The organism is Pseudomonas sp. AP19, assembly GCF_001728855.1.
GTDB classification, from domain to species: domain Bacteria; phylum Pseudomonadota; class Gammaproteobacteria; order Pseudomonadales; family Pseudomonadaceae; genus Aquipseudomonas; species Aquipseudomonas fluorescens.
In genome coordinates, this window is the sequence record NZ_LXJP01000031.1 from 15972 (window position 1) to 38473 (window position 22502).

At 57.1% G+C, this 22502-nt stretch carries 22 protein-coding genes; 1 reads left to right on the forward strand and 21 read right to left on the reverse strand.

Annotated elements, in window-relative coordinates; all coding sequences use genetic code 11:
• Positions 1-86 precede the first annotated feature (86 nt).
• The 21 genes from glmS to rpmH form a co-directional block, all read right to left on the reverse strand.
• Positions 87-1919 (reverse strand): glutamine--fructose-6-phosphate transaminase (isomerizing), encoded by a 1833-nt coding sequence (gene glmS, locus A7D21_RS20595; RefSeq protein ID WP_069552552.1) that lies wholly within the window; start codon positions 1917-1919, stop codon positions 87-89.
• 10 nt (positions 1920-1929) lie between these two features.
• Positions 1930-2700, reverse strand: coding sequence for a DeoR/GlpR family DNA-binding transcription regulator (locus tag A7D21_RS20600; RefSeq protein ID WP_169876596.1), 771 nt, complete (start codon positions 2698-2700; stop codon positions 1930-1932).
• A gap of 225 nt (positions 2701-2925) precedes the next feature.
• Entirely contained in the window at positions 2926-4293 is a 1368-nt protein-coding gene (gene glmU / locus A7D21_RS20605; protein WP_053258792.1) for a bifunctional UDP-N-acetylglucosamine diphosphorylase/glucosamine-1-phosphate N-acetyltransferase GlmU, read from the reverse strand.
• Positions 4294-4416: 123 nt separating this feature from the next.
• Positions 4417-4833 (reverse strand): F0F1 ATP synthase subunit epsilon, encoded by a 417-nt coding sequence (locus A7D21_RS20610; protein WP_003177061.1) that lies wholly within the window; start codon positions 4831-4833, stop codon positions 4417-4419.
• Positions 4834-4877: 44 nt separating this feature from the next.
• Positions 4878-6254 (reverse strand): F0F1 ATP synthase subunit beta, encoded by a 1377-nt coding sequence (gene atpD, locus A7D21_RS20615; protein WP_017135118.1) that lies wholly within the window; start codon positions 6252-6254, stop codon positions 4878-4880.
• Between the two features lie 27 nt (positions 6255-6281).
• Positions 6282-7142 carry a F0F1 ATP synthase subunit gamma gene (gene atpG / locus A7D21_RS20620; protein ID WP_010207685.1) on the reverse strand — a complete coding sequence of 287 codons (861 nt, stop codon included), beginning with the start codon at positions 7140-7142 and terminating at the stop codon, positions 6282-6284.
• Between the two features lie 50 nt (positions 7143-7192).
• The gene (atpA, locus tag A7D21_RS20625; protein WP_053258793.1) at positions 7193-8737 is read right to left on the reverse strand and encodes a F0F1 ATP synthase subunit alpha; all 1545 of its coding nucleotides are present in this window, start codon (positions 8735-8737) and stop codon (positions 7193-7195) included.
• Between the two features lie 21 nt (positions 8738-8758).
• The gene (locus tag A7D21_RS20630) at positions 8759-9295 is read right to left on the reverse strand and encodes a F0F1 ATP synthase subunit delta (protein WP_053258794.1); all 537 of its coding nucleotides are present in this window, start codon (positions 9293-9295) and stop codon (positions 8759-8761) included.
• Positions 9296-9307: 12 nt separating this feature from the next.
• The gene (locus tag A7D21_RS20635; protein ID WP_016970692.1) at positions 9308-9778 is read right to left on the reverse strand and encodes a F0F1 ATP synthase subunit B; all 471 of its coding nucleotides are present in this window, start codon (positions 9776-9778) and stop codon (positions 9308-9310) included.
• Between the two features lie 58 nt (positions 9779-9836).
• Entirely contained in the window at positions 9837-10094 is a 258-nt protein-coding gene (atpE, locus tag A7D21_RS20640; protein WP_002555987.1) for a F0F1 ATP synthase subunit C, read from the reverse strand.
• Between the two features lie 133 nt (positions 10095-10227).
• Positions 10228-11097 (reverse strand): F0F1 ATP synthase subunit A, encoded by an 870-nt coding sequence (gene atpB, locus A7D21_RS20645; RefSeq protein WP_053258795.1) that lies wholly within the window; start codon positions 11095-11097, stop codon positions 10228-10230.
• A gap of 16 nt (positions 11098-11113) precedes the next feature.
• On the reverse strand, positions 11114-11521 hold the full coding sequence (locus A7D21_RS20650) for a F0F1 ATP synthase subunit I (protein ID WP_053258796.1): 408 nt from the start codon (positions 11519-11521) through the stop codon (positions 11114-11116).
• A gap of 148 nt (positions 11522-11669) precedes the next feature.
• Entirely contained in the window at positions 11670-12542 is an 873-nt protein-coding gene (locus A7D21_RS20655) for a ParB/RepB/Spo0J family partition protein (protein ID WP_053258797.1), read from the reverse strand.
• A gap of 9 nt (positions 12543-12551) precedes the next feature.
• Entirely contained in the window at positions 12552-13349 is a 798-nt protein-coding gene (locus A7D21_RS20660) for a ParA family protein (protein WP_016978715.1), read from the reverse strand.
• 18 nt (positions 13350-13367) lie between these two features.
• Positions 13368-14012 (reverse strand): 16S rRNA (guanine(527)-N(7))-methyltransferase RsmG, encoded by a 645-nt coding sequence (rsmG, locus tag A7D21_RS20665; RefSeq protein ID WP_053258798.1) that lies wholly within the window; start codon positions 14010-14012, stop codon positions 13368-13370.
• On the reverse strand, positions 14009-15901 hold the full coding sequence (gene mnmG, locus A7D21_RS20670) for a tRNA uridine-5-carboxymethylaminomethyl(34) synthesis enzyme MnmG (protein ID WP_053258822.1): 1893 nt from the start codon (positions 15899-15901) through the stop codon (positions 14009-14011). Before mnmG ends, rsmG begins: the two co-directional genes overlap by 4 nt.
• 552 nt (positions 15902-16453) lie before the next feature.
• Positions 16454-17824 (reverse strand): tRNA uridine-5-carboxymethylaminomethyl(34) synthesis GTPase MnmE, encoded by a 1371-nt coding sequence (gene mnmE, locus A7D21_RS20675; protein WP_069552553.1) that lies wholly within the window; start codon positions 17822-17824, stop codon positions 16454-16456.
• Positions 17825-17903: 79 nt separating this feature from the next.
• Positions 17904-19586 carry a membrane protein insertase YidC gene (yidC, locus tag A7D21_RS20680; protein ID WP_053258800.1) on the reverse strand — a complete coding sequence of 561 codons (1683 nt, stop codon included), beginning with the start codon at positions 19584-19586 and terminating at the stop codon, positions 17904-17906.
• A gap of 2 nt (positions 19587-19588) precedes the next feature.
• Entirely contained in the window at positions 19589-19834 is a 246-nt protein-coding gene (yidD, locus tag A7D21_RS34540) for a membrane protein insertion efficiency factor YidD (RefSeq protein ID WP_073636650.1), read from the reverse strand.
• Positions 19827-20231 carry a ribonuclease P protein component gene (gene rnpA / locus A7D21_RS20685; protein WP_026013533.1) on the reverse strand — a complete coding sequence of 135 codons (405 nt, stop codon included), beginning with the start codon at positions 20229-20231 and terminating at the stop codon, positions 19827-19829. Before rnpA ends, yidD begins: the two co-directional genes overlap by 8 nt.
• A 16-nt stretch (positions 20232-20247) precedes the next feature.
• Complete coding sequence (rpmH, locus tag A7D21_RS34545) at positions 20248-20382, reverse strand: 50S ribosomal protein L34 (RefSeq protein WP_003213577.1); 135 nt, start codon at positions 20380-20382, stop codon at positions 20248-20250.
• A gap of 585 nt (positions 20383-20967) precedes the next feature.
• Here rpmH and dnaA point away from each other — a divergent pair.
• Positions 20968-22488: a chromosomal replication initiator protein DnaA gene (gene dnaA, locus A7D21_RS20690; RefSeq protein WP_053258801.1), complete on the forward strand. Its 1521-nt coding sequence runs from the start codon at positions 20968-20970 to the stop codon at positions 22486-22488.
• Positions 22489-22502: the final 14 nt, after the last annotated feature.

Sequence of the window (22502 nt, forward strand, 5' to 3'; positions counted from 1 at the left end):
AATCTATGTTCATCAGTGTCAAACTTTATTGTTTTGTGTCAATCTTTATTGTTCAAAACCACGACGGCCTCCAGGCGCTTGGGGGATTACTCCACCGTCACCGACTTCGCCAGGTTGCGCGGTTGGTCGACGTCGGTGCCCTTGAGCACCGCCACGTAGTACGACAGCAACTGCAGCGGGATGGTGTAGAGGATCGGCGACAGGGTGTCGTGGATGTGCGGCATGTTGATGACGTGGGTGCCTTCACCGTTGGTCATGCCGGCTTTCTCGTCGGCGAACACGATCAGTTGGCCGCCACGGGCACGCACTTCCTGCAGGTTGGATTTGAGTTTTTCCAGCAGTTCGTTGTTCGGCGCAACGGTCACCACCGGCATGTCGTCATCCACCAGGGCCAGCGGGCCGTGTTTCAGCTCACCGGCCGGGTAGGCTTCGGCGTGGATGTACGAGATTTCCTTGAGTTTCAGCGAGCCTTCCATCGCCACCGGGTACTGCGCGCCACGGCCGAGGAACAAGGTGTGGTTTTTGTCGGCAAACAGTTCGGCGATTTTTTCTACGGTGCTGTCCATGGCCAGGGCTTCGCCCAGGCGGGTTGGCAGGCGGCGCAGTTCTTCGACCAGAGTGGCTTCGACGCCTTCGGCGAGGGTGCCGCGAACCTGGCCCAGGGACAGGGTCAGCAACAACAGGCCCACAAGCTGGGTGGTGAAGGCTTTGGTGGACGCCACGCCGATTTCGCGACCGGCCTGGGTCAACAGGGTCAAGTCGGACTCGCGCACCAGGGAGCTGATGCTGACGTTGCAGATGGCCAGGCTACCGAGGAAGCCCAGCTCTTTGGCGTTGCGCAGTGCGGCCAGGGTGTCGGCGGTTTCGCCGGACTGGGAGATGGTCACAAACAGGGTGTCTGGCTGCACCACCACCTTGCGGTAGCGGAATTCGCTGGCGACTTCGACCTGGCACGGAATGCCGGCCAGTTCTTCCAGCCAGTAACGGGCAACCATACCGGCGTGATAGCTGGTGCCACAGGCGACAATCTGTACATTGCGCACTTTGGCGAACAGCTCGGCCGCTTGCGGGCCGAAAGCGTTGACCAGTACTTGCCTGTCACCCAGGCGACCTTCCAAGGTGCGCTGCACCACGGCCGGTTGCTCGTGGATTTCCTTGAGCATGAAGTGGCGGAATGCGCCTTTGTCGGCAGCTTCGGCGCCGTCGCGGTATTGCACGGCTTCGCGTTCGACGGAATTGCCGTTGACGTCCCAGATCGCCACGCTTTCACGGCGGATGTCGGCGATATCGCCTTCTTCCAGGTACATGAAGCGGTCGGTGACCTGGCGCAGGGCCAGTTGGTCGGAGGCGAGGAAGTTTTCCCCCAGGCCGAGGCCGATCACCAACGGGCTGCCACTGCGCGCAGCAACCACGCGGTCGGGTTGGCTGGCGCTGACCACGGCCAGGCCATAGGCGCCGTGCAGTTCCTTGACGGTGGCCTTGAGAGCAACCGTCAGGTCGCCGAGGTCCTTGAGCTTGTGGTTCAGCAGGTGGGCGATGACTTCGGTGTCGGTGTCCGAGGTGAACACATAGCCCAGGCCCTTGAGCTGTTCGCGCAGCACTTCGTGGTTTTCGATGATGCCGTTGTGCACCACCGCCAGGTCACCGGAGAAGTGCGGGTGGGCATTGCGTTCGCACGGCGCCCCATGGGTGGCCCAGCGGGTGTGAGCAATGCCGAGACGGCCGACCAGCGGCTCGCCGAGCAGCGCTTGCTCCAGCTCAGCGACCTTGCCCGGGCGACGCATTCGCTCGAGCTTGCCGGCGTTGGTGAAAACCGCCACACCGGCGCTGTCGTAGCCGCGGTATTCCAGGCGCTTGAGGCCCTCGAGCAAGATAGCGGTGACGTTGCGTTCAGCGACTGCGCCTACAATTCCACACATGGTATGTCTCCTAGATGATTGCCGCGCATATCAACGTAATGCCGCGGGCTTGGATCTGGTCGCGGGCCTCAAGCGGCAGGCGATCATCGGTAATAAGGGTATGGACGCTGCTCCAGGGCAGTTCCAGGTTGGGAATCTTGCGGCCGATCTTGTCGGACTCGACCATCACCACCACTTCACGGGCGACCTCGGCCATCACACGGCTCAGGCCCAGCAATTCGTTGAAGGTGGTAGTACCGCGCGCCAGATCGATGCCGTCAGCGCCGATGAACAATTGATCAAAGTCGTAGGAGCGCAGCACTTGCTCGGCGACCTGGCCCTGGAACGAATCCGAATGCGGGTCCCAGGTGCCGCCCGTCATCAACAGCACCGGCTCGTGTTCCAGTTCGCTCAAGGCGCTGGCCACGTGGAGCGAGTTGGTCATGACGACCAGACCTGGCTGGTGGCCCAGCTCGGGGATCATGGCGGCGGTGGTGCTGCCGCTGTCGATGATGATGCGCGCGTGTTCACGTAAACGCATGACGGCTGCACGGGCGATGGCGCGCTTGTAGGCCGAAATCGGCTGGGCGGCATCACCCACCAGTTCCTGAGGCATGGTGATCGCGCCACCGTAACGGCGCAGCAACAGGCCGTTGCTCTCAAGAGCGGCCAGGTCCTTGCGGATAGTCACTTCCGAAGTTTCGAAACGCTTGGCCAACTCGTCCACGCTGACTTCGCCCTGTTCATTGAGCATCGTCAGAATGTTGTGGCGTCGTTGGGGCGTATTTCGTTTCGACATGATGGTCTTAAGTTTCGTTTCGAAAGATAACGAAGGCAATCAAAACCTATTGGCAGGAAATCGTCAAGCAGATCGAAAAGTCTTTTTGACACAACACTGAGCAAAATGTGGGAGCGGGCTTACTCGCGAATGCGGTGTGTCAGTCAACTTTTCAGTGCCTGAACCGACGCTTTCGCGAGCAGCCCGCTCCCACATTTGAACGGTGCTGATTTCGACTCTGTGGATAACTCAGGTCTTTTTGATTTTGACCGGGCGTTTCCAACCGTCGATGTTGCGCTGGCGAGCGCGGGCTACGCCGAGCTGCAAGTTATCCACATCTTGGTTGATGGTTGAGCCGGCGGCCGTGGTGGCGCCGTCGCCCACTTTTACTGGCGCAACCAGTGAATTGTTAGAGCCGATAAACACATCTTCGCCCAGTACCGTCTGGTGCTTGTTTGCGCCATCGTAGTTGCAGGTAATGGTGCCAGCACCGATGTTAGTGCGCGCGCCGATCACTGCGTCACCCAGATAGGTGAGGTGGCCGGCCTTGGCGCCCTCGCCCAAGTGAGCGTTTTTCAGTTCCACAAAGTTACCCACATGGGCCTTGGCTTCCAGCACGCTGCCTGGACGAAGGCGTGCAAACGGACCAGCATCACTGCCCTCGCCCATCACCGCACCTTCAATATGGCTGTTGGCTTTGACCACCACGCCTTTGTGCAGGGTGCTGTCCTTGATCACGCAGTTCGGGCCAATCACCACGTCGTCTTCAATGATCACCCGGCCTTCGAGGATCACGTTGATATCAATCAGCACGTCGCGGCCCACGGTGACCTCGCCGCGTACATCAAAACGCGCCGGGTCACGCAAGGTCACCCCTTGGGCCATCAAGCGGCGGCCTTCGCGCAATTGGTAGTGGCGCTCCAGTTCTGCAAGCTGCTTGCGGTCGTTGGCGCCCTGCACTTCCATTGGGTCGTGGGGCTGCTCGGTGGCAACCAGCAGGCCATCACTCACGGCCATTTCGATGACGTCGGTGAGGTAATACTCGCCCTGGACGTTGTTGTTGGACAAACGGCTCATCCAGTCAGCAAGTTTGCTGGCAGGAACGGCGAGAATGCCGGTGTTGCCTTCGGTAATCGCACGCTGGGCTTCGCTGGCATCTTTGTGTTCGACGATGGCCGCTACCTTGCCGTCGGCATTGCGCACGATGCGGCCATAGCCGGTAGGGTCATCCAGCTCGACGGTAAGCAGGCCCATCTGGCCAGGGACGACGTGCTTGAGCAGGCGTTGCAGGGTTTCCACTTCGATCAGCGGCACGTCGCCATAAAGAATCAGCACCGTATCGGCACTGATGAACGGCACGGCTTGCGCGGTGGCGTGGCCGGTACCGAGTTGTTTGTCCTGCAATACAAAATTCAGGTCATCCGCCGCCAGGCGTTCACGCACCACATCGGCACCGTGGCCAATCACCACGTGAATCCGCTGCGGGTCCAGTTGCCGGGCGCTGTGGATAACATGGCCAAGCATGGAGTTGCCCGCGACGGGGTGCAGCACCTTGGGCAGGGCCGAACGCATGCGGGTGCCCTGGCCTGCGGCAAGGATGACAATTTCAAGAGACATGAATGGCTACCAATCCTGGACGGTCCGGCTTCAGACCAGAGAAGTGTTTTGCTAAAAAAGAAAAAGGGTAGCCGAGGCTACCCTTTTTAATCAATCGCGCTTGAAGCATGGCGGCTGGGCCGCTTACTTCTTGCGGATCTGCTGGAGCGTGCGCAGCTGAGCTGCAGCTTCGGCCAGACGTACAGCAGCAGCGCTGTAGTCGAAGTCCGCGCCCTTTTCGTTCAGGGCCTTCTCGGCAGCCTTGACGGCTTCCTGAGCGGAGGCTTCATCCAGGTCGCCAGCACGTTGCACGGTGTCGGCAAGTACCTTGACCATGTTCGGCTGAACCTCGAGGAAACCACCGGAGATGTAAAACACCTCCTTTTCCCCGCCTTGCTTGGTCAGAGTGATCGGACCTGGCTTCAAGCTGGTGATCAATGGCGCGTGGCCCATGGCAATACCCAGGTCACCGAGTTCGCCGTGTGCAATCACCATTTCTACCAGACCGGAGAAGATTTCCCCTTCCGCGCTGACGATATCGCAATGGACTGTCATAGCCATCTGATTGCCTCAACCTGATGAGCGCCCGTTGCCGGGCGCCGGGATTACAGTTTCTTGGCTTTCTCGATCGCTTCTTCGATGCCGCCGACCATGTAGAACGCTTGTTCTGGCAGGTGGTCGTAGTCACCGTTGAGGATGCCTTTGAAGCCAGCAATGGTGTCTTTCAGGGAAACGTATTTACCCGATGCACCGGTGAAGACTTCAGCCACGAAGAACGGCTGCGACAAGAAACGCTGGATCTTACGAGCACGGTTTACCAACTGCTTGTCGGCTTCCGACAGCTCGTCCATACCCAGGATCGCAATGATGTCCTTCAGTTCTTTGTAACGCTGCAGCACGTACTGAACGCCGCGAGCGGTGTCGTAGTGCTCCTGGCCGATCACGTTCGGGTCCAGCTGGCGCGAAGTCGAGTCGAGTGGATCGACCGCTGGGTAGATACCCAGGGAAGCGATGTCACGGGACAGAACGACGGTGGCGTCCAAGTGGGCGAAGGTGGTCGCTGGCGACGGGTCGGTCAAGTCATCCGCAGGTACGTATACCGCTTGGATCGAGGTGATCGAACCTTCTTTGGTCGAAGTGATACGTTCTTGCAGAACGCCCATCTCTTCAGCCAGAGTCGGCTGGTAACCTACTGCCGAAGGCATACGGCCCAGCAGTGCGGATACTTCAGTACCGGCCAGGGTGTAACGGTAGATGTTGTCGACGAACAGCAGAACGTCGTTACCTTCGTCACGGAACTTCTCGGCCATGGTCAGGCCAGTCAGTGCTACGCGCAGACGGTTTCCCGGCGGCTCGTTCATCTGACCGTAAACCAGTGCCACTTTGTCCAGAACGTTGGAGTCCTTCATCTCGTGGTAGAAGTCGTTACCCTCACGAGTACGCTCACCCACACCGGCGAACACGGAATAACCGCTGTGCTCGATGGCGATGTTACGGATCAGTTCCATCATGTTTACGGTTTTGCCTACACCGGCACCACCGAACAGACCGACTTTACCGCCTTTGGCGAACGGGCAAACCAGGTCGATAACCTTGATGCCGGTTTCCAGCAGATCGTTGCCGCCAGCTTGCTCGGCGAACGAAGGTGCTGGACGGTGAATGCCCCAGCGCTCTTCGGTGTCGATCGGGCCAGCTTCGTCAATCGGGTTGCCCAGTACGTCCATGATCCGGCCCAGGGTCGCTTTACCGACCGGTACGGAGATGGCTGCGCCAGTGTCGACAACGTCCAGACCGCGCTTCAAGCCTTCGGTGGAACCCATCGCAATGGTACGAACTACGCCGTCGCCCAGCTGCTGCTGAACTTCCAGAGTAGTTTCCGCGCCTTGTACTTTCAGCGCGTTGTAGATGCTCGGTACGCTGTCGCGTGGAAATTCCACGTCGATAACGGCGCCGATGATTTGAACGATACGTCCGCTACTCATAGCTGGATCCTCTGAATATTTGAACCGTTAAACCGCGGCAGCGCCGCCGACGATTTCCGAGATCTCTTGGGTGATCGCAGCCTGACGCGCCTTGTTGTAGATCAGCTGCAAATCGCTGATCAGATCACCGGCGTTATCGGTAGCGTTTTTCATCGCGATCATCCGCGCCGCTTGTTCAGCTGCGTTGTTCTCGACCACCGCCTGGTACACCTGCGACTCCACGTAGCGCACCATCAAGCCGTCAAGCAGCTCTTTGGCGTCTGGTTCGTAGAGGTAGTCCCAGTGGTGCTTGAGTTCCTGATCCGGAGTCGCCACCAGTGGAATCAATTGCTCCACGGTTGGCTGCTGGGTCATGGTGTTGATGAACTTGTTGGATACCACGGACAGGCGGTCAATCCGGCCTTCCAGGTACGCATCCAGCATCACCTTCACACTGCCGATCAAATCATTGATCGACGGCTCTTCACCCAGGTGGCTGATAGCTGCAACGACGTTACCGCCGAAGTTGCGGAAAAAGGCCGCACCCTTGCTACCAACAACACACAGATCGATCTCGACGCCCTTTTCGCGGTTTACCGCCATGTCCTTGACCAGGGCCTTGAACAGGTTGGTATTCAAACCACCGCACAAACCACGGTCACTGCTCACTACCACATAACCCACACGCTTAACTTCGCGGTCGATCATGAACGGGTGGCGGTATTCCGGGTTGGCGTTGGCCAGATGCCCAATTACCTGGCGGATACGCTCCGCATAAGGACGGCTAGCAGCCATGCGCATTTGTGCCTTGCGCATTTTGCTGACCGCCACTTTTTCCATGGCGCTGGTAATTTTTTGCGTGCTTTTGATGCTCGCAATCTTACTGCGAATCTCTTTTGCGCCTGCCATGTAACACCTATCAGGTTAGCAAGCGGGAGCCTTGCGGCTCCCGCTGCGGCTTACCAGGTTTGGGTGGCCTTGAACTTCTCGATGCCGGCTTTCATGCCAGCGTCGATATCGTCATTGAAGTCACCCTTCACGTTGATCTTCGCCATCAATTCGGCGTGATCGCGGTTGAAGTAAGCAATCAGCGCTTGTTCGAAGCTGCCGATCTTGGTGATTTCAACGTCGGTCAGGAACCCACGCTCAGCGGCATACAGCGACAACGCCATGTCAGCGATCGACATTGGGGCGTATTGCTTCTGCTTCATCAGCTCGGTAACGCGCTGACCATGCTCAAGTTGCTTACGGGTCGCTTCATCCAGGTCAGACGCGAATTGGGCGAATGCCGCCAGTTCACGGTACTGAGCCAGAGCGGTACGGATACCACCGGAGAGCTTCTTGATGATCTTGGTCTGAGCGGCACCACCCACACGGGATACCGAAACACCGGCGTTCACAGCAGGACGGATCCCGGAGTTGAACATGGCCGATTCCAGGAAGATCTGACCGTCGGTGATGGAAATCACGTTGGTCGGAACGAACGCGGAAACGTCGCCAGCCTGGGTTTCGATGATCGGCAATGCGGTCAGGGAACCGGTTTTGCCGGTCACTGCGCCGTTGGTGAACTTCTCTACGTATTCTTCCGAAACGCGGGATGCGCGCTCCAGCAGACGGGAGTGGAGATAGAACACGTCGCCTGGGTAAGCTTCACGGCCTGGTGGACGGCGCAGCAGCAGGGAAATCTGGCGGTAAGCCACTGCTTGCTTGGACAGATCGTCATAAACGATCAGCGCGTCTTCACCGCGGTCGCGGAAGAATTCACCCATGGTGCAACCGGAGTACGGTGCCAGGAATTGCAGCGCAGGAGATTCCGAAGCACTGGCAGCCACGATGATCGTGTTGGCCAGGGCGCCGTTTTCTTCCAGCTTGCGAACCACGTTGGCGATGGTCGATTGCTTCTGACCAATAGCTACGTAGACGCAGAAAATGCCGCTGTTCTTCTGGTTGATGATCGCGTCGATCGCCAGAGCGGTTTTACCGATCTGACGGTCACCGATGATCAGCTCACGCTGGCCACGGCCGACTGGGATCATGGCATCGACAGCCTTGTAGCCAGTCTGTACAGGCTGGTCTACCGACTTACGCCAGATCACGCCTGGAGCAACTTTCTCGACCGCGTCGGTCTCGGTGTTGCCCAGTGGACCTTTACCGTCAACAGGGTTACCCAGTGCGTCGACTACGCGACCCAGCAGTTCCTTACCAACCGGAACCTCCAGGATGCGGCCAGTGCACTTGGCGCTCATGCCTTCAGCCAGACTGGTGTACGCGCCCAATACAACGGCACCTACGGAGTCTTGCTCCAGGTTGAGGGCCATACCGTAGACGCCGCCCGGAAACTCGATCATCTCGCCGTACATTACGTCGGCCAGACCGTGAATCCGCACGATGCCGTCAGATACGCTGACGACAGTGCCTTCGTTACGGGCTTGGGAGGTCACATCGAGCTTGTCGATGCGGCCCTTGATAATTTCACTTATTTCGGAAGGATTGAGTTGCTGCATTGCTCTGCTGCCCCTTCAAACTCAAGATTTCAATGCTTCGGCAAGTTTCGCGATTTTGCCGCGAATCGAGCCATCGATAACCAGGTCGCCGGCGCGGATAACGACACCACCAATCAGGGATGCGTCCTCCGTAGCTTGCAGGCGCACTTCCCGATTGAGTCGTGCACTGAGAACCTTGGCGAGTTTGTCTTGCTGTTCTTGGTTCAATGCGAAAGCACTGGTCACTTCAACGTCTACCGATTTCTCTGCTTCGGCCTTGTACAGGTCGAACAGAGCGGCAATCTCCGGCAGAAGCGGGAGACGGTCGTTTTCGGCAACGACGTGGATGAAGTTCTGCACCTTCACATCAAACTTGTCGCCGCACACTTCAATAAAAGTGGCGGCCTTGTCTGCGCTCGTCAGGCGCGGGGCCTTGAGCACGCGCTGCATGGTGTCGTCTTGCGACACTGCTGCAGCCAGGCCGAGCATGGCTGACCAAGAGGCCAGCTGCTGGTGGGCCTGGGCGTGCTCGAAGGCTGCCTTAGCGTAAGGTCGGGCCAACGTGGTCAGTTCTGCCATGATCGCCCTCGCTTAAATTTCAGCAGCCAGTTTGTTAACCAGCTCCGCGTGCGCGTTTTGATCGATTGTGGCACCGAGGATCTTCTCAGCACCGCCGACCGCCAGAGCACCCAGTTGGGCACGCAGCGCGTCTTTGACGCCGTTCAGTTCCTGTTCGATCTCGGCATGAGCCGAAGCCTTCACACGGTCAGCTTCGACGCGGGCTTTATCAACAGCCTCTTCGACGATCTGGTTACCGCGTTTCTTGGCTTGCTCAATGATTTCAGCTGCCTGTGCTTTAGCTTCGCGCAGTTGATGACCCGCTTTCTCTTGGGCCAACTCCAGGTCGCGAGCTGCACGGGTGGCAGCGTCCAAACCATCCGCGATCTTCTTCTGACGTTCGTGCAAAGCCGCGATGACCGGAGGCCACACGAACTTCATGCAAAACACTACAAAAATGAAGAACGCAACGGATTGGCCAATCAGGGTTGCATTAATGTTCACGCCAACACCTCGCTCATTCGTTGTCCATCACCCCAATCAACTCGAAAAATTCGAGTGATTAGCCAGCGAGTTGACCAACGAAAGGGTTCGCGAAGGTGAAGAACAGAGCGATACCAACGCCGATCATGGTCACGGCGTCGAGCAGGCCGGCGACGATGAACATTTTAACTTGCAGCATTGGGACCATTTCTGGCTGACGCGCTGCGCCTTCCAGGAATTTGCCGCCCAGCAGGCCGAAACCAATGGCAGTACCCAGGGCGCCCAGGCCGATCAACAGTGCAACAGCGATAGCGGTTAGACCAACTACAGTTTCCATCTTTCCTCCCGACTTTTACGTCGTATGGTTTAGGTTTTTTAGATTTTAAAGCGGTAAAACAAATCGTTTCATAGCCCTGGTGGGCCACCTTCCCGTGTTACCGGGAAGGACATCAGACTAGTCGAGACTGGTCTTAATGGTTCTCTTCGTGCGCCATCGACAGGTAGACGATGGTCAGCATCATGAAGATGAACGCCTGCAGGGTGATGATCAGGATGTGGAACACAGCCCACGCCCACTGCAGAACGATGCCCAGGCCGCTAAGCCAGAGCAGACCACTGCCGAACATCACAGCGATCAGAATGAATACCAGCTCGCCGGCGTACATGTTGCCGAACAGTCGCAGGGCCAGGGAAATCGGCTTGGCGACCAGGGTCACGAACTCCAGCAGGAAGTTCACCGGGATCAGCAGGGCTTGAACGAAGATGTTCTTGCTGCCGAACGGGTGCAGGGTCAGTTCGCCGATGAAGCCGCCGATGCCCTTGACCTTGATGCTGTAGAAAATGATCAACGCAAACACCGACAGGGCCATGCCCAGGGTGGCGTTAGGGTCCGTGGTGGAAACCGCACGGAATGGAATGTGGTGATCGCCGGTGATCAGGATGGCCAGCTGAGGAATCCAGTCGACCGGAATCAGGTCGACGGCGTTCATCAGGAACACCCAGACGAAGATGGTCAGTGCCAGCGGTGCAATCACCGGGCTACGGCCATGGAAGCTGTCTTTCACGCTGCCATCGACGAATTCGACCAATACTTCAACGAAGTTCTGCAAAGCACCTGGCTGACCGGAAGTCGCCTTCTTTGCCGCCATGCGGAAAATCAGGACGAAGATCAGACCCAATGCGACAGACCAACCCAGAGTATCCAGGTGGAATGCCCAGAAGCCCATTTCTTTGGCTTCTGCTGCGGTGTGGGCGAAGCCCCAGCCGCCGTTGGGAAGCTGACCGAAGGTCAGGTTCTGCAAGTGGTGCTGGATATAGCCCGAAGCGGTTGTTTCTGCCATGGTTGCCTCAAACGCCCTAAGGTTTCGAAAGTCTTGTTTTCATTAGCAGGGGAGCGAACCAGCTGACCAGTTGGGTCAACACGAAGACGCCGAATACAGCCAGCGGCGCCAATGGCTTCACACCTGCAAAGGTCAGTGCAAACAGCACTGCCGTCAAAATCAATTTCCCTGCCTCGCCAGCATAAAAAGACCGGACGATGGACTGGGCTGCTCGGGCGCCGGAAAACCGAAAGGCCCTGTGAGCAAAATACATATTGGGCAGCAAGGCTATCAGGCCTCCGCAGAGTCCTGAATACCCGGCTACGACTCCATGCCAATACCAAAGCGCCAATGCGGCGATCAGCAAAACGACAAATTGAGCCAATAAAACCGGGAAAACGGCCAAGCGATGGAACGGCAACGTGTTTGGCGTGCGGGTTTCCATCACTCTTGCTCCTCAATGGTCGGCTGCCGGAAATCAATAACTTGGCATAATTTGTGCCGACAAAATGCGCGCAGAGTATAGGGGCGGTTCTGCCCCTATTCAACTGTCGGGTAGTGTTTTCCGATCGCGCGCTACATAAGCAAATGTTTCAGCGGATGTGGGCAAGGACGCCTTGAAGCTCATCAAGCGAGTTATATCCGATCACCAATTGCCCTTTGCCTTTCTTGCCATGGCGAATTTGCACCGCAGAGCCTAGGCGCTCGGCCAGGCGCTGCTCGAGACGCGCGATATCCGGATCAGGTTTGGCGGTTTCGACCGGTGCAGGTTTGCCGCTCAGCCACTGCCGAACCAGGGCCTCGGTCTGACGAACGGTGAGCCCCCGTGCGACAACGTGTCGCGCCCCTTCAACCTGTTGATTTTCCGGCAAACCGAGCAAAGCACGTGCATGACCCATTTCCAGGTCGCCGTGGGACAACATGGTCTTGATCACTTCGGGCAGCGCGATCAAACGCAGCAAGTTGGACACCGTCACGCGGGATTTACCCACCGCATCGGCCACTTGTTGCTGGGTCAGCTGGAATTCCTGCTGCAGGCGCTGCAACGCGATCGCTTCTTCGATCGGGTTGAGGTCTTCACGCTGGATGTTCTCGATCAATGCCATGGCGATGGCGGTTTCGTCCGGCACATCGCGCACCATCGCCGGGATGGTGTCCTTACCGGCCTGCTGGCTGGCACGCCAGCGGCGTTCGCCGGCAATGATTTCGAAGCGGCCGCCACCGATCGGGCGCACCACGATCGGCTGCATTACGCCCTGGGCCTTGATCGAATTGGCCAGCTCTTCCAACGCCTGCGGGTCCATGTCGCGGCGTGGCTGGTATTTACCACGCTGGATCAGGTCCAGCGGCAGGTGTTGCAGCTCGCGCTCGTCGGCCTGCACCGCTTGTTCTTCAAGCGAAGTGACGGTAGGACCACTCAGCAGTGCATCCAGTCCACGTCCGAGACCTCGTTTCTTGACGGCCATGGGAATTCCTTAAGTTGGCTGGGCAGCAGCGGTGCGTGAGTTGCGGCGTTGACGGCGAACCATCTCGCCGGCCAGTGCCAGGTAGGCAATGGCACCACGCGATGATTTGTCGTACGCCAGCGCGGGCATGCCATAGCTTGGCGCTTCGGCCAGGCGGATGTTACGTGGGATCACGGTGTCGTAAAGCTGATCGCCAAAGTGTTCCTTGAGCTGCGCCGACACATCGTTCATCAGGCTCAGGCGCGGATCGAACATCGTGCGCAACAGGCCTTCGATCTGCAGGTTCGGGTTGAGCAGTTCAGCGATTCGCTTAATGTTATCCACAAGGTCGCTCAACCCTTCGAGTGCGTAGTACTCGCACTGCATGGGGATAATGACCCCATCGGCCGCCACCAATGCGTTCAGCGTCAGCATCGACAGTGAAGGCGGGCAGTCGATCAAAATGTAGTCGTAGTTCTCGCGGATCGGCGCCAAGGCGCTGCGCAGACGGCTTTCTTTCATCTGCATTTCCAGCAACACCACTTCCGCCGCCGTCAAATCGCGGTTGGCCGGCAGCAGTTGATAACCGCCGTGTTCGGAGTAGTGCATGGCCTGGGCCAGGTCGCACTCGCCGATCAGCAAGTCGTAGACCGAGTTTTCCAGGCCGTGTTTATCCACACCGCTACCCATGGTGGCGTTGCCCTGTGGATCGAGATCGATCAACAGCACCCGGCGCTTGGTAGCAACCAGGGATGCTGCGAGGTTGATGCAGGTGGTGGTTTTGCCCACGCCACCTTTCTGGTTCGCTATCGCGAATACCTTAGCCATTCTTGCTTGTGTTCCCAATCATGCCGTGCGGCGCAGTATCAGCAGATGGCGTTGGCCTTGGCAACCGGGTACGGCCAAGGCGTGTTCGCTATCGAGGTGGAAGTCTGCCGGCAATGCTAACAGCTCGTCGCTTGGATGAACGCCCTTCATTGCCAGCCAGCGAGTGTCGCGGTCGCCCAAGTGGCGAGTCCAGTTACTGAAGTTCTCCATGCTGCTGAACGCCCGGGAAACAATTCCGTTGAAAGGCTGTTCAGGCGTGAATTCTTCGACCCGACTGTGGATAACTTGTAGGTTATCCAACTTGAGCTCGAGTTTGACCTGGGTCAGGAAGCGGGTTTTCTTGCCGTTGCTGTCCAGGCACGTCACTTGCGAGTCCGGAAACAGGATGGCCAGGGGAATACCTGGCATGCCACCGCCACTGCCAACATCGAGCCAGCGGCCGTTTTCGATAAACGGCATCACGCTCAGGCTGTCGAGCAAATGACGGGAAACCATTTCGTCAGGATTGCGCACCGCAGTCAGGTTGTAAGCCTTGTTCCATTTGATCAACAGGGCCAGGTAGCCCAGCAGTAATTCGTGCTGGGCAGCAGTCAGGTCAACACCCAACTGGCGTGCCCCTGTGGATAACTCTTCGGCGTGTTGCGAGGTGACCAACGAACTCAAGCGCTTTGCTCCAACTGACGGCCCGCGCCGCGTTTTTTCAAATGAATCATCAACAGCGAAATCGCTGCCGGGGTGACGCCGGGAATACGTGACGCCTGACCCAATGTCTCCGGCCGAGTTATCCCCAGCTTGCTTTGAATTTCTTTCGACAAACCGGAAATCCCGGTGTAGTCGATATCCACAGGCAGCTTGGTGTTTTCACTGGCGCGCAAGCGAGCGATCTCGTCCTGCTGGCGGTCAATGTAACCGGCGTATTTGGTCTTGATTTCAACCTGCTCGGCCACTTGTGGGTCTTCGGCACCTTCGCCTGTCACTTCGACCAGACCAGCGTAGTCGATTTCCGGACGGGACAGCAGGTTGAGCAAATTGTATTCGTGGGTCAGCGGCGTGCCGAATTTTTCGGCGATCGCGTCGCCTTGCTGGGTGCCCGGGCGAACCCAGGTACTTTTCAGGCGTTGCTCTTCCAGCGTGATGCTTTCGCGTTTTTTGCAGAAGGCGGCCCAGCGGGCGTCGTCGACCAAGCCCAGCTCGCGACCTTTTTCGGTCAAGCGCAGGTCAGCGTTGTCTTCGCGCAGGATCAGGCGGTATTCCGCCCGGGACGTAAACATCCGATACGGTTCCTGAGTCCCCAGGGTAATCAGGTCGTCGACCAATACGCCGATGTACGCCTCATCGCGACGCGGGCACCAGCTGTCTTTGCCTTGCGCACGCAGCGCTGCGTTGGTCCCGGCCAGCAAACCTTGGGCGCCGGCTTCTTCGTAACCTGTCGTGCCGTTGATTTGCCCGGCGAAGAACAAGCCGCCGATCACTTTGGTTTCCAGGCTGTACTTCAGGTCACGCGGGTCGAAGTAGTCGTATTCGATGGCGTAGCCCGGGCGCACGATGTGTGCGTTTTCCATGCCGCGAATCGACTGCACGATCTGGATCTGCACGTCGAAGGGCAGGGACGTGGAAATCCCGTTCGGGTATAGCTCGTGAGTGGTCAAGCCTTCGGGCTCGATGAAGACCTGATGACTTTCCTTGTCGGCAAAGCGGTGGATCTTGTCTTCGATCGACGGGCAATAACGCGGGCCAATGCCTTCAATCACCCCGGAATACATCGGCGAACGATCAAGGTTCGCGGCAATGATTTCGTGGGTACGGGCGTTGGTGTGGGTAATCCAGCAACTGACCTGTTTCGGGTGCTGTTCCTTGGAGCCCATGAACGACATCACCGGAATCGGCGTATCGCCGGCTTGTTCGGTCATTACCGAAAAATCCACAGAGCGCCCATCGATACGCGGCGGGGTCCCGGTTTTCAGGCGACCGACACGCAGCGGCAATTCACGCAGGCGTTTTGCCAAGGCAATCGACGGCGGATCGCCAGCGCGACCACCGGAATAGTTCTGCATACCGATGTGGATAAGTCCGCCGAGGAATGTACCGGTGGTCAACACCACGGATTCAGCGAAGAAACGCAGGCCCATTTGGGTGACAACACCGCGTACCTGGTCCTGTTCGACGATCAGGTCATCCGCGGCTTGTTGAAATATCCACAGGTTCGGTTGGTTTTCCAGGGTTTCGCGAACCGCCGCCTTGTACAGGATGCGATCAGCCTGCGCCCGAGTCGCACGAACGGCCGGGCCTTTGCGGCTGTTGAGCACGCGAAATTGAATACCACCCTTGTCGGTAGCCATGGCCATGACACCGCCCAGGGCGTCAATTTCTTTGACCAGATGGCTTTTGCCGATGCCACCAATGGCGGGGTTGCAACTCATGGCTCCGAGGGTTTCCACGTTGTGCGTCAGCAACAGGGTTTTGACGCCCATGCGTGCTGAGGCCAGTGCTGCCTCGGTACCGGCATGACCGCCGCCGATGACGATCACTTCAAAACGGGAAGGGAAATCCACCACGCACCTCGTGCCTGCTTATGTAGGTAATCAGGAATTGATTGTTGAAAGAGTTTTAGAGCTTTGGCGGCAAGTATAGGGACTTAGCCCTTCCTAAAGAACCCTTTGCACAAAATTTAACCAGCTGTGGATGAATCACAGACAATAGAAATTAAAAGAGAAGAAATTTATAAGATCTTTGTTTTTATGTTTATTTCTACTGAGCCTACTTTCTGTGGATAGATCTCTACAGGCCTTTATTTACAATGTGTACAGCGATTCAAAAGTCTGTGGTCATGTGCCAATGAGGCCCTTGGATAAGTGCTTTAAGCCTGTGGATTAAACAGGTTTTTATCCACAGAGGGGTTTTTACTCAGGTTTCAAGCCCTGTTATCAACTGGGCACAAGGGCGGTTATTCACAGGGCTTAATCCACAGAAATTGGCCCACGTGACCCAATAGCGCGCACACAAAAGCCGCCATAGGCACAGTGGTGAATCAAAAGATGGAATGAGATGCCCTGAAGCGGGCGAAACAGACAGGCACGAATGGCCTGTCTGTGGACAACGAAGGGTTATTTACCGATGCAGAAGCTGGAAAAGATCCTTCCCAGAAGGTCATCGGAGCTGAATGCGCCGGTTATTTCGCCCAGCAGCTGTTGTGCCTGACGTAAATCCTCAGCCAGCAGCTCCCCTGCGCCCGCCAACGTCAGCTGAGCCCGACCGTGCTCCAACGCCGCGCTGGCATGACGCAGTGCCTCCAGGTGCCTGCGGCGTGCACTGAAGCTGCTTTCCGAGGTCTGCTCATAGCCCATGCACGCCTTGAGATGGTCGCGTAACAACTCCAGGCCGTCACCGGCCGACTTGGCACTCAGGCTGATGGTAACGTGGCCATCTTCGCTGGTTTCCATGGCGATGGCTTCGCCGGTCAGGTCCGCCTTGTTGCGGATCAAGGTCACTTTGGCGGGATCTGGTCGCTGCTCAAGGAACTCCGGCCACAAGGCAAACGGGTCCACGGCCTCAGGTGCTGTGGCATCCACCACCAGCAGCACCCGATCCGCTTCGCCGATCGCCTTGAGCGCGCGTTCCACGCCGATCTTTTCGACCTGGTCATCGGTATTGCGCAAGCCGGCGGTATCAACCACGTGCAGCGGCATGCCATCGATGTGGATATGTTCACGCAAGATATCCCGGGTGGTGCCTGCAATCTCGGTCACGATGGCGGCTTCACGACCTGCCAGGGCATTCAGCAGGCTGGACTTGCCTGCATTCGGACGACCGGCAATCACTACCGTCATGCCGTCGCGCAGCAATGCACCCTGTCCGGCTTCACGCAAAACTGTGGATAACTCATCACGAACTTTATCCAGCATTGCCAGGACATGGCCATCGGCAAGGAAGTCGATTTCTTCCTCTGGGAAATCAATGGCGGCCTCAACGTAGATGCGCAAGCTGATCAGTTGCTCGGTGAGGTTGTGCACACGCAGGGAAAAAGCCCCCTGCAGCGACCGCAACGCATTGCGCGCCGCTTGCGCAGAACTGGCCTCGATAAGGTCAGCAATCGCTTCGGCCTGGGACAGGTCAAGCTTATCGTTGAGGAATGCCCGCTCGCTGAACTCTCCCGGGCGAGCCAAGCGGCAACCTAACTGCAGGCAGCGCTGTAGCAACATATCCAATACCACCGGGCCGCCATGCCCTTGTAGTTCCAGTACATCTTCACCCGTGAACGAGTTTGGGCCAGGAAAATACAGGGCCAGGCCTTCGTCCAGCACGGTGCTATCGGCGTCCAGAAATGGGCCGTAGTGGGCGTATCGGGGTTTCAACTCGCGGCCGCTGATGGCCTGGGCTGCCACGCTGGCGAGAGGCCCGGAAATTCGAACGATACCGACACCGCCACGACCTTGGGCGGTCGCGACAGCAGCGATGGTTTCACGAGGAGCGCTCATCAGCAGGTTCCAGAACAAAAGTGACGGAAAGCAAAACGCCCCACTAGGGGGCGTCTTGAGTGGTTATCCACAGAGTAAATTATGCTGCAGCTTTTTTGGTAGCCGCTTCAATTTTACGTGTGATGTACCACTGTTGAGAGATCGACAGGCAGTTGTTGACCACCCAGTACAGCACCAGACCTGCAGGGAACCACAGGAAGAAGAAGGTGAAGATGATTGGCATCATTTTCATTACCTTGGCTTGCATCGGGTCCGGCGGAGTCGGGTTCAAGCGCTGCTGGATAAACATGGTCGCGCCCATGATGATCGGCAGGATAAAGAACGGGTCTTTGATCGACAGGTCAGTTATCCACAGCATGAACGGAGCCTGGCGCATTTCGACGCTTTCCAGGAGTACCCAGTAAAGCGACAGGAACACCGGCATCTGTACCAGAATCGGCAAGCATCCACCCAGCGGGTTGATCTTCTCTTTCTTGTACAGCTCCATCATGGCCTGCGACATTTTCTGCCGGTCATCACCATGTTGCTCTTTCAGCGCGGCCAGTTTCGGAGCCACGGCCCGCATACGTGCCATCGACTTGTAGCTGGCTGCCGACAGAGGGAAGAAGATCCCTTTGATCAGCATGGTCAGCAAGATGATCGAGAAGCCCCAGTTACCAACGATGCTGTGGATATGTTGCAGCAACCAGAAGATCGGCTGGGCAATGAACCACAGAATGCCGTAGTCCACAGTCAGTTCCAGACCTGGGGACAACTCTTTCAGTACCGCTTGGCTTTTCGGGCCGGCATACAGCGTGGCGCTGGTTTCAGCCTTGGCACCTGGAGCGACGGTCAACGCCGGGCCAGTAAAACCAATGATGTAGTTGCCTTGGCTGTCTTTGCGGGTTTGAACCAGGTTGGCTTCACCCTTGTTCGGGATCCATGCGGTCACGAAGTAGTGCTGCAACCAGGCGACCCATCCACCTTGGACTGTTTCTTTCAGCGCGCCCTTGTCGATGTCTTTCATCGACACTTTTTTGTACGGCTCGCTACTTGTCCACAGGGCGGCGCCCAGGTAAGTCGCGGTGCCGGTGGCAGTGCTGGAAGAAGGATCGGCGCTGTTGTCACGCTTAAGCTGGGCAAACAGGTTGCCCGTCCACGGTTTGGCGCTTTCGTTGTCGATCAGGTAAGTGACCTTCAAGTCGTACAAACCACGGGTGAAGCTGAAACGCTTGATGTAATTGACGCCGTCGTGACTGAATTTCAGGTCAACGTTCAACTGGTTCTGGCCATCAGCCAGTTGATAAGTCTTTTGTTCGGTCGAATAAACCGGACGACCGGTAGCACGAGCATCCGGACCGTCAGTGCCGGTCAGGCCACTTTGGGCCAGATAAACACGTTCGCCGCCATTATCGAACAGCTGGAACGGAACATCCGGATGGTCTTGGCGACGTGGATACAGCGGCAGTTTCAACTGCGCGATATCACCACCTTGAGGGTCGATAGCCAGGTCGAGCACATCCGTTTTTACGTGGATGAGGTCTTTGTTAGTGACAACCGGCGTTTCTACAGGGGTGCTGGTATCGGCATTCGCGCTGGGTACATCGGCACTGGCGGACGCATTGTTACCCAACGGGGTGTCCGGAATAGCCGGAGCAGCCTGATTGGTAGCAACATTCTGAGTCGGCAGGGCAGCCTGGCCATAGTCCTGGTTCCACTTAAGAACCATGACATAGGACACGATTGCCAGGGCGACGATCAGGATCGTGCGTTTAATATCCATGATTACTCGGCCATCGAAGAAGAACGGGAGGTAGGGATAGGTGGAACCGGGTCAAAACCACCGGGATTCCACGGATGACAGCGGCCTAAACGACGAAAGGCCAGCCAGCCACCGCGCAGAAGACCATGATTTTCTATGGCCTCTAACGCGTAGCAGGAACAACTGGGGTAGAAACGACAGTGGTCGGCCATCAGAGGACTAATGGCATAACGGTAAAACTGGATCGGAACGAGGGCCAGTTTACGCATTGGTGCTGTCTACCCCTACAGTTTCGGTGCTGACTGCTGGTGCTGGCTTGTTGGTACGCGCCAAACGTTTCCAGAGCTTGCCGAAATGCTGAATCAATTCGGGGTTTTCTACATCCCCCAAGCCTTTGCGCGCGACGATAACAATATCCCAACCAACCAGAGTGTCCTGGTGGAGGCGAAACGATTCGCGCATCAGACGCTTGAGGCGATTGCGCTCAACGGAGAGCTTTACGCTCTTCTTGCCGATCACCAACCCGAGACGGGGGTGATCCAGATCGTTGTTACGCGCAAGGAGCAGGAGATTTTTCCCCGGAACCTTGCCGGTGGGGGAGTCAAAGACTGCCTTGAAGTGCCGGGGGGTTAGCAGACGCTTTTCCCGACTGAAGTCCTGACTCACCACCAGTACCGGATTATCAAACTGCCAGACGCGCACGACCTTTGGCGCGGCGACGCGACAGGACAGCACGGCCGTTCTTGGTAGCCATGCGAGCACGGAAGCCGTGAGTACGGGCGCGTTTGATGGTGCTTGGTTGGAAAGTACGTTTCATGGCGTTGTTACCTGGTTCGTCCACAACGGGCCGGAATGGCCCCCGTTTTAAGAGACCGGCGATTCTAGAGAAAGCAAGCCTCTAGGTCAATTTCCAACCAGCTTTTCCTTTAATTAGATTCTTCTGGCCTATCAGCGCGTTTCTGTTCGCTCGGCTTTCATGAGCAGGACGATAGATATAAAAATAAAGAAGGAAGTTATTTAAAGCTTTTCTGTAAAGCTTATAAAAGCTAGGGTGGCGATCATCTGTGGATAACTTCCTTAAGGCCATATTCCACGTGGTGTACAGAGAATGACAACACGGGGGAGAAACGGTGCTCTGCCTGTGCTGCGCTGTCGGATAAGCTGTGTGTGGAATGGGGTTTTATCCACAGGCCAGTTACCCACAGACTTTCGACCCCACTTGTACAACGAGCTTAGGTGCGCTTATCCACAGAGCTTATGCACAGACCACTGGTCGGCTTTTTTACGCTTAACGCATTGATTTTGGGTGCCCTGTGAGCAACCTACGTGTGGATAAGTAGGCGACTGACCGCTACAATGGCGGCTGTTTTTGCCTCACCGGCTTTCAACTTAGGGGATATCCGTGTCAGTGGAACTTTGGCAGCAGTGCGTGGAGCTTTTGCGCGAAGAGCTGCCTGCCCAGCAATTCAACACCTGGATCCGTCCGCTACAGGTCGAAGCCGAAGGCGACGAGTTGCGTGTCTACGCGCCGAATCGTTTTGTTCTCGACTGGGTCAATGAGAAGTACCTGAGCCGCGTTCTCGAATTGCTCGATGAGCACGGTAATGGCCTTGCGCCTGTGCTTTCCTTATTAATAGGCAGCAAACGCAGCTCTGCACCGCGTGCTGCGCCGAATGCGCCGTTGGCCGCGAGTGCCTCTCAGGCTCAGGCAGCAGTGGCACCTGTTAATAACTCACCCGCACCGGTCGCCCAGACGCCTTCGAAATCAGCGTCGCAAAAAAACGCACCTATAAATGAAGAGCCGTCGCGCGACAGCTTCGATCCAATGGCCGGTGCCAGCTCTCAGCAAGCGCCGGTCCGCGCAGAACAGCGCACCGTCCAGGTAGAAGGTGCGCTCAAGCACACCAGTTACTTGAACCGTACGTTCACCTTCGAAAACTTCGTCGAAGGTAAATCCAACCAGCTGGCCCGCGCGGCAGCCTGGCAGGTGGCCGATAACCCCAAGCATGGTTACAACCCGCTGTTCCTTTATGGTGGTGTTGGCTTGGGTAAGACGCACTTGATGCATGCTGTGGGTAACCACCTATTAAAGAAGAACCCGAATGCCAAGGTCGTGTACCTGCACTCGGAGCGCTTCGTAGCGGACATGGTCAAGGCGTTGCAGCTCAACGCCATCAACGAGTTCAAGCGTTTCTACCGCTCGGTTGATGCCTTGCTGATCGATGACATTCAATTCTTCGCTCGCAAGGAACGTTCCCAGGAAGAGTTTTTCCACACCTTTAACGCGTTGCTCGAAGGTGGCCAACAGGTCATCTTGACCAGTGACCGTTATCCGAAGGAAATCGAAGGCCTGGAAGAGCGTTTGAAGTCGCGCTTTGGCTGGGGGCTGACCGTTGCGGTAGAGCCGCCGGAGCTGGAAACCCGCGTCGCGATCCTGATGAAAAAGGCCGACCAGGCGAAAGTCGATCTGCCCCACGATGCTGCTTTCTTTATCGCTCAACGCATTCGCTCCAACGTGCGTGAGTTGGAAGGTGCGCTCAAGCGGGTTATCGCTCACTCGCACTTCATGGGTCGCGACATCACCATCGAGTTGATTCGGGAATCCCTGAAAGACCTGCTGGCACTGCAAGACAAGTTGGTGAGTGTGGATAACATTCAGCGCACCGTGGCTGAGTACTACAAGATCAAGATTTCTGACCTGCTTTCCAAGCGCCGCTCGCGCTCGGTGGCACGTCCTCGTCAGGTGGCCATGGCGCTCTCCAAAGAGCTGACCAACCACAGCCTGCCGGAAATCGGTGATGTGTTTGGCGGTCGCGACCACACCACGGTCTTGCACGCGTGCCGCAAGATCAACGAACTTAAGGAATCCGACGCGGATATTCGCGAGGACTACAAGAACCTGCTGCGTACACTGACTACTTGATGACACCAGTGCAG

Bases quoted from the DNA above. Each gene is read 5' to 3' on its own strand.
- atpB (WP_053258795.1), bottom strand. From the start codon at position 11,097: ATGGCAGAAACAACCGCTTCGGGCTATATCCAGCACCACTTGCAGAAC.
- rpmH (WP_003213577.1), bottom strand. From the start codon at position 20,382: ATGAAACGTACTTTCCAACCAAGCACCATCAAACGCGCCCGTACTCAC.
- atpE (WP_002555987.1), bottom strand. From the start codon at position 10,094: ATGGAAACTGTAGTTGGTCTAACCGCTATCGCTGTTGCACTGTTGATC.
- A7D21_RS20660 (WP_016978715.1), bottom strand. From the start codon at position 13,349: ATGGCTAAGGTATTCGCGATAGCGAACCAGAAAGGTGGCGTGGGCAAA.
- A7D21_RS20650 (WP_053258796.1), bottom strand. From the start codon at position 11,521: ATGGAAACCCGCACGCCAAACACGTTGCCGTTCCATCGCTTGGCCGTT.
- atpG (WP_010207685.1), bottom strand. From the start codon at position 7,142: ATGGCAGGCGCAAAAGAGATTCGCAGTAAGATTGCGAGCATCAAAAGC.
- atpA (WP_053258793.1), bottom strand. From the start codon at position 8,737: ATGCAGCAACTCAATCCTTCCGAAATAAGTGAAATTATCAAGGGCCGC.
- glmU (WP_053258792.1), bottom strand. From the start codon at position 4,293: ATGTCTCTTGAAATTGTCATCCTTGCCGCAGGCCAGGGCACCCGCATG.
- yidC (WP_053258800.1), bottom strand. From the start codon at position 19,586: ATGGATATTAAACGCACGATCCTGATCGTCGCCCTGGCAATCGTGTCC.
- A7D21_RS20630 (WP_053258794.1), bottom strand. From the start codon at position 9,295: ATGGCAGAACTGACCACGTTGGCCCGACCTTACGCTAAGGCAGCCTTC.
- atpD (WP_017135118.1), bottom strand. From the start codon at position 6,254: ATGAGTAGCGGACGTATCGTTCAAATCATCGGCGCCGTTATCGACGTG.
- yidD (WP_073636650.1), bottom strand. From the start codon at position 19,834: ATGCGTAAACTGGCCCTCGTTCCGATCCAGTTTTACCGTTATGCCATT.
- A7D21_RS20655 (WP_053258797.1), bottom strand. From the start codon at position 12,542: ATGGCCGTCAAGAAACGAGGTCTCGGACGTGGACTGGATGCACTGCTG.
- mnmE (WP_069552553.1), bottom strand. From the start codon at position 17,824: ATGAGCGCTCCTCGTGAAACCATCGCTGCTGTCGCGACCGCCCAAGGT.
- A7D21_RS20610 (WP_003177061.1), bottom strand. From the start codon at position 4,833: ATGGCTATGACAGTCCATTGCGATATCGTCAGCGCGGAAGGGGAAATC.
- glmS (WP_069552552.1), bottom strand. From the start codon at position 1,919: ATGTGTGGAATTGTAGGCGCAGTCGCTGAACGCAACGTCACCGCTATC.